Origin of the sequence: Marivita sp. (genome assembly GCF_051859345.1) — a bacterium.
GTDB lineage: Bacteria > Pseudomonadota > Alphaproteobacteria > Rhodobacterales > Rhodobacteraceae > Marivita.
In genome coordinates, this window is sequence record NZ_JBHYFV010000071.1 from 1 (window position 1) to 6,946 (window position 6,946).

6 protein-coding genes are annotated in these 6,946 nt (G+C 59.3%); 2 read left to right on the plus strand and 4 right to left on the minus strand.

Going from position 1 to position 6,946, the window contains the following annotated elements:
• The 4 genes from ACTIEN_RS21490 to ACTIEN_RS21505 all read right to left on the minus strand — a co-directional run.
• Positions 1-373: ATP-binding cassette domain-containing protein (locus tag ACTIEN_RS21490; protein ID WP_439525192.1), on the minus strand; the 373-nt coding region annotated here is incomplete at its 3' end.
• Positions 373-1,518 carry an ABC transporter permease gene (locus ACTIEN_RS21495; RefSeq protein ID WP_439525193.1) on the minus strand — a complete coding sequence of 382 codons (1,146 nt, stop codon included), beginning with the start codon at positions 1,516-1,518 and terminating at the stop codon, positions 373-375. The genes ACTIEN_RS21495 and ACTIEN_RS21490, both read right to left, overlap by 1 nt.
• A gap of 5 nt (positions 1,519-1,523) precedes the next feature.
• Positions 1,524-2,510, minus strand: a complete 987-nt coding sequence (locus ACTIEN_RS21500; protein ID WP_439525194.1) for an ABC transporter permease — start codon at positions 2,508-2,510, stop codon at positions 1,524-1,526.
• A gap of 229 nt (positions 2,511-2,739) precedes the next feature.
• The gene (locus ACTIEN_RS21505) at positions 2,740-4,647 is read right to left on the minus strand and encodes an ABC transporter substrate-binding protein (protein ID WP_439525195.1); all 1,908 of its coding nucleotides are present in this window, start codon (positions 4,645-4,647) and stop codon (positions 2,740-2,742) included.
• Positions 4,648-5,019: 372 nt separating this feature from the next.
• Between ACTIEN_RS21505 and ACTIEN_RS21510 the strand changes: the two genes are divergently transcribed.
• Both ACTIEN_RS21510 and ACTIEN_RS21515 read left to right on the plus strand, forming a co-directional pair.
• Positions 5,020-5,898 carry an NAD-dependent epimerase/dehydratase family protein gene (locus ACTIEN_RS21510; RefSeq protein ID WP_439525196.1) on the plus strand — a complete coding sequence of 293 codons (879 nt, stop codon included), beginning with the start codon at positions 5,020-5,022 and terminating at the stop codon, positions 5,896-5,898.
• Entirely contained in the window at positions 5,895-6,800 is a 906-nt protein-coding gene (locus ACTIEN_RS21515; protein WP_439525197.1) for a hypothetical protein, read from the plus strand. Before ACTIEN_RS21510 ends, ACTIEN_RS21515 begins: the two co-directional genes overlap by 4 nt.
• Positions 6,801-6,946: the final 146 nt, after the last annotated feature.

The following is a 6,946-nucleotide window of genomic DNA, read 5'->3' on the forward strand; positions in this document are numbered from 1 at the left end:
TCATCGGTTCCTGAAAGATCATGGCGATATCTCGGCCCCGCAGGTTGCGGATGGCCTTGGACTTGGGATCGAGTTGCAGCAGATCAACGGTTTCATCGAAATCGCCGGCCCGTGCCGTGCGGTGCCGGTGCAGCAGCGCCTGCCCTCCGGTCACGCGGCCGGGCGGATCGACGATCTGCAGAATCGAGCGCGACATCACGCTCTTGCCGGATCCGCTCTCGCCGACAACGCAAAGCGTCTTGCCAGCATGGAGTTCGAGCGACACATCATCCACCGCGCGGAATGCGCCGCGTTTGGTCACGAATTCGGTGGTCAGGTTCTTCAGTTCCAGAACCGTCGTTTCAGCGTCGGGTTTCATGGCTGTCTGTTTCATCAGTGCATGTCCTGCGAATAGGGGTCAGCCGCGTCGCGCAGACCGTCGCCCAGGAAGTTCAGCGCCAATACCGCAAGGACGACCGCCCCGCCCGGCACGAACAGCCACGGCGCCTCGGAAATGGAGCGGATGTTCTGCGCTTCTTTCAGCAACACGCCCCAGGAGATGATCGGCGGGGTCAGGCCGAGGCCAAGGAAAGACAGCGAGGTTTCGGCAATGATCATCACCGGGATCGCCAGCGTGACCGAGGCGATGATGTGGCTGACCATCGAGGGCATCATGTGGCGGAAGATCACGCGCTTTCGCGAGCCTCCATCCAGCCGGGCGGCGGTGACGAAATCCTCGGTCCTGAGCGCGAGGAACCGGCCCCTGACGACCCGTGCAAGTTCCGTCCACGCGACCAGCGACAGGATGACGGTGATCGCGAAGTATCGCGCCAGCGGCGACCAGTCCTGCGGCAATGCCGCGCTGAGCCCCAGCCAGATGGGAATCGTCGGCAACGAGATCACAAGCTCGACGATCCGCTGGATGAACATGTCGACCCGCCCACCGTAGAAGCCGGAGATACCGCCCAGGATCAGACCCAGGATAAGGCTCAGGCTCACACCGATCAGGCCGATGGACATGGAAACGCGGGTTCCAGAGATCGTCCGGCTGAGCATGTCGCGCCCCAGTCGATCCGCGCCGAATAGAAAGAAATGCTCATCGGGGTTTTCGGTCGTCAGAAAGTGACGCTCCATCGGGAACAGACCCCAGAGTTCGTAGGGATCGCCCTTCGCAAAGAAGTCCAGATAGATCTTCTTGTCCGGGTCCTGAGTATAAGTGGTCTTCAGCGTAAAGGAGTCGCGCTCCATCGTCATCGCGATCACATGGGGATTGAGCGACCAGCCACCCTCGGCATCCCGGTCGACGAGGCGGATCATCTGCGGGGGATGGAAGATGTCCGACGACGAGGTCGCGTTCGGATCAAATGGTGCCAGGAACTCGGCAAAAAGCCCGATGACATAGAGCAACAGGATGATGATAGCACCTGTCATGGCCAGCTTGTGGCGGCGGAAGGCCAGCCAGATCAGCCGCCACTGGGACGCAAAATCCTCGGGCGATTGTTCCAGGGCGCGGGGGTCTATTTCGGATTTCGTGGTCATTTGGATCACCGGAAGCGGATGCGCGGGTCGATCACCGCGAGCAGGATGTCGGAAACGAGCATGCCCACGATCGACAGACAGCAGAGCAGAAGGATGAAGGCCCCCGCGAGATACATGTCCTGCGCCAGCAGCGCTTGCAGCATCAGAGGACCGGAGGTTGGCAGCGACAGCACGAAGGCTGTGATGACCGCACCCGAGATCAGCTGCGGAAAGGCCCAGCCGATGGTCGAGATGAAGGGGTTGATGGCGATGCGCACGGGGTACTTCAGGATCAGACGCCATTCCGACAGACCCTTGGCACGGGCGGTCGTCACATAGGGGCGGTGCAGTTCGTCCAGCAGGTTGGCACGCATGATGCGCACGAGGCTCGCTGTGGCGCTTGTGCCAAGGATGATGACCGGAATCCAGATATGCGCGGCAAGGTCACCCAGCTTGGCCATGGTCCACGGCGCATCCTGATACTGTTCCGAGAAAAGCCCCGAGACGTCCGATCCGAAATGCACCACGGCAACGTACATCAGCACCAGCGCAAACAGGAAGTTCGGCGTTGCCAACCCGATAAAGCCGATGGTGGTGAAGAAATAGTCCCCGATCGAATACTTTCGCACGGCCGAGAAAATTCCGATGGGAAGGGCCATCGCCCAAGTGAACATCAGTGTCGCCAGCGCGAGGGTGACCGACAACGCCATGCGCTCCCAGATCAGTTGGCTCACCGGCTGCTGCCATTCAAAGGAAATTCCGAAATCGCCCTGAAGCACGCCCCCGATCCACCTGAAATACTGGATGATGAAGGGTTGATCGAAGCCGTAGCGTTCGCGAAGCGCGTCCAGGCGGGCTTCGTCCACCACGTCACCGGATTGCGCCAGCGTGGCCGCGAAGGTTGTCAGGTAATCGCCGGGTGGTGCGGTGATAAGCGCAAAAGCGATAAGCGACACCGCGAACAAGAGCGGGATTGCCCAGAGAATGCGACGCGCGATGTAGACAAGTAACATCAAGAGACCCCTGTTTGCTTGCTCTTTGGTCGGAGTGAGCCAGCGTTGTCAGATCACCTGCCAAGGGTGGCAGGGGGAAGGAAGAGTGGCACTGCAAACTGGTTTCGCACAAAAGGCACGGCAGCAACTCAAAAAGTCATGCCATCGCTGCACACGCAGCCTGTATCGTGCATACTTGAACTGGTGAGGAAGCGGTGCCACCGTTGTGGCAGCACCGCAGAGATCGACGTTATTCGCTTTTCCAGTACCACGACTGTGGCAAGGTCGGCGAGGGTGTCGGATAGTACCAGGAACTCGGCATGCTCTCAGGTACGTTCATCAGGTCGTTCTTGACGATACCGTATGTGGGGAGTGCCTGCGACACACCGATCGTTTCGAACTCGTCCGCCGCGATCTGCGCAATCTCGAGCATGGCCTCACGACGTTCGTCCGCATCGGTCATCCCCCGCGCCGCGTCGTAAAGTTCAAGACGCTTCTTGATGGACTCGGGCGGCTCTTCGCCTTCTTCACCACCACTCAGGTACCAATCCTTCCAGGCGATTCCGTAGCGGCTGTCGTGGTGCACCGGCACCAGCATCTGCGGGATTTGGCCCGCAACCCAGCTTTGCGTCGCCCGCCAGATGGCGGCATCATGGTCGTTGCTGTTCGAGGTCCGCTCGTAGAAGAACGTGCGCTCCAGCGGGTTGATCTCCATATCGACGCCGATCTCGGCCCATTGCTGCTCGATCAACTGAAGTGAGTCCACCCAGGTCGGATCGAATGTCGGGATGACGTCGATCTGGAAGCGCACGGGTTCGCCGTTGGCCATCCTGCGGATACCGTCGTCGCCACGCTCCAGCCCAAGCCCGTCCAGCAACTCGTTCGCCCTTTCGGGATCGTGCTCGAGGAACTGCGTTGCGATCTGCTCATGGTGATAGGGATGATCCTCGAACGGCCCTTGCTGCCACGGCGCGCCCTGGCCCAGCATGACAGTGTCGATGATCGCCTGCCGGTCCATGCCGATGGAAAGCGCGACACGGAAATCCTTTTCCCTGAACAACGCCCGCTTATCTGGGTCTTTGTGGGTCAGGTTCAGGCTGATGGACATGTCGGTGCCACCGGTCGATTTGGCCTCGAAGAAGTCATAGTCACCCTTCTCACGATTCTCGGCCAGCACGGGCCGGTTCGCCGGAGGATCAATGTGCCGCAAGCCGAAATCGACATTGCCGCCCATCACAGAGAGGATGAGGCTTTCGACATCCTGGTCAATCGGCGCGACGACCTGGTCGATATAAGGCAGTTGGTTGCCCTCGGTGTCGATTTGCCAGAAATAAGGGTTGCGCTTCAACACGACGCGAGTGGCGCCGCCGACGTATGGCTCACTGATAACCCAAGGGTCCAGCGTTGGGCGTTCCGCGTTGCCCCACCGGGCTGGAATTTCCAGATCGCCACATTTCTGCAGGAACAGGTTCTGCCAGTCCGTTGCACCGTTCTCCTCGATGAGTGAGGCCAAGCCGTCACTGTTGTAGGCGGGCAGGAACTGCGAACAGTAGTGCTTGGCATACAGCACCGGATGCTGCCCCAACGGGCTGGCAAGTTCGGCAAGGAAGTCGCCATACGGTTCCTTGAAGGTGAAGCGCACGGTGTAATCGTCGACCTTCTCGATGCTCATTGGCTCGCCGCCCGAAGTGTAGCGCGGCGGTGTCGGAGCGAATTCTTCGTTCAACACCAGATCTTCGACATTGAACATCACGTCATCGGCCGTGAACGGGGTGCCGTCCGACCACTTCATCCCGTCGCGCAGGTAGAACGTGAATACACGGCCACCTTCAGTGACCTCGACGCTCTCTGCCACGTTGGGCACGATCTCGGTATATTGCGGATCCCAGCGGACCAGGCCTTGGGGCCCGACCACACGCAGGATATGATTGTGGTCCGAGCTGCCGCGGAGATAGATCCTAAGGTCACCCCCATAGGTGCCGATCTGGTCCAGCGGGCTTACGACCTCTGGCTCGTCGCCGACACGCTCGGCCACCGGAGGCAGGCTACCCGCCGCCACCATGTCGGCAAGCGCTGGTGCCTCTCCGGTTGCATCTTGCGCAAATGCCGGCAAGGCCATCAACGGCAGGATCACGGCACTCAGCTTCAGGCGGCTCATTGCGCGCCCTGCTGATCCGGACCTGTCGGTTGCAGTATCTGGTTTCATTTTCTTCCTCCCTTTTCGCGCCTTGAGGCTGCGGCTCCACCCGCCTGCTGCTCGCAGCGTGTCTGAAAACCGTATCTCAGCAATTTACACTTTTCAATATAGATTGTACATTATTTTAGATGTACTAAATCTGGGGCGACGTCTAACACCACCTTACGCGCTGTCCCAAAACAGAAAAACCAGTGGAAAAAATATGCTCAAGGCCTCAAGAAAACTGGAAACGGACACTTCTGTTTCATACACTATTTCGTTCCAACGGTTTGCCCCTGCCATGCTTGATCATGACCTGAGCCCCGTGAGCGACGCACAGAAAGGTGCCGGTTCATGATCGGCTCGAACCCACCCGCGCAGGAGTCCCAGAACGCTGCGGCGCGCTGCATTGATCGATCTGGAAAGCGAATCGCACTCACCGGTGGCTCAGGACGGGTTGGAACGGCCTTGCGCCAATTCCTCGCAGAGCAGGTGACGAGCATAAAGATCGTCGATACTGCCGATCCGGGACCTCTTGGCGCCAACGAAAGCTGGGAGCAGGTCGATATATCTGACGGTGAAGCATTGGCGACCTGCATGGCGGACGTGGATGCCATCGTGCATCTTGCAGGGTATCCGAACGAGCAGGGAATCGATGACATCCTTCGCGTCAATGTTCTGGGCACTCATAACGTTCTCGAGGCAGCCCGGCGCAATGCCATCAGCCGGGTCGTTTTCGGGTCGTCCAACCATGCCGTCGGCTTCTACCCGCGAGAAACACGCGTGTCCGAAACCGACCCCATGCGTCCGGATTCGCTCTATGGACTAAGCAAATGCTGGGGCGAGTTGGAAGCGGGTCTCTACTTTGACAAATTCGGAATTCGTACGCTGAACATCCGCATAGGCAATGCGGGAGACCGGCCAACGGACGCGCGCGCGCTCAGGATTTGGGTCAGCTCGCGCGATCTGGCCCAGTTGGTACTGATCGGACTTGAGCACCCCGACATCACCTGCACAACCGTTTTCGGTATCTCCCAAGTAGAGGCTGGTTGGCTGGACAACAGAGCCGCGGCGGCCTTGGGCTATATCCCTGCCGACAGCGCACAGTCGCTCGCCGGACCGGACACCGCACTGGAACGGCCCTCGCCCATGCCGCATATCGCCGAATTCTTTCAGGGTGGCCGTTTCTGTGTCATCGACCATGACGGAACGCTCAGGGGGCGCTTGCGATGACGACGCAGGCAGCGTCAATCCCAAGGACCATTCAGCATTTGCACGCCCTGCGCCAAGTGATCCGCAATGACATCTTCGAGGTGGTTTTTCAGCCGATGGCTGGAGGACGCATGCTGCGACTGCGTCACGTCGATCACGGCGATGTGCTCGTACCGCTTCACGATGAGGACATTGACCTCGACCGATGGCCCAAAGCCGGTGCGTTTCCGTTATTTCCGTTTCACAACCGGTTGCGGGATGCGGTCTTTCAAAATGACGGGAAGACGATCCGACTGGAACCCAACTCGGCAAACGGCAAGGACGTGTTGCACGGCCCGGCGCACCGACGACCCTGGAGCGTCACGGAATTGGGCCCAGCCCACATCGAGATGAGCATGGACTACCGGGCCGACGACGAATGGCCTTTCGACTTCAGGGCCACGCAACGGTTCGAACTTCACCAAGACCGTCTGATCATCCGATTGGGTCTGACGAATACCGGGAGTACCGTCATGCCTGGCGGCATCGGTTGGCACCCCTATTTCAGGCATTCTACTGATGAACAGATCAGGATCACCGCACAGTGGCAATGGGATCCATTCGGCCTGGGCGGGCTTTCCGAAGCGGGCAAACATAACCTTCGGACAATGGTCACGTCGATTCCAAGCGACACGGCCCAGCATTATTCCGGCTGGACAAAAGCCACTGTTCGGATCAACGGCGGCGCGACGACGACGCTATTGGGCGATGACGCCCTGTCATGTCTCACTGCCCTACAAACCAGCCAATATCTTTGCCTTGAACCCACATCTCATGTCGCGGGCGCATTGGAACGCCTACCAGATGCGTGCCCGGAAACCGGTATGCGCCTGCTGCAGCCCGGCGCAAGTCTCAGTGGAACAGTGTCGCTTTCGATCTCCTGAAGTCATGTGTTCACATGGCCAAGCGCGAAACGAGGGACCATTGGTCAGACCTCACTGATGCAACCGAAACTTGATACCCGAGCACCGCAATTACCGACCTGGGATCAATCAAGATGCCAAACTGAACCGCCCCGGTTTCTCCAGAG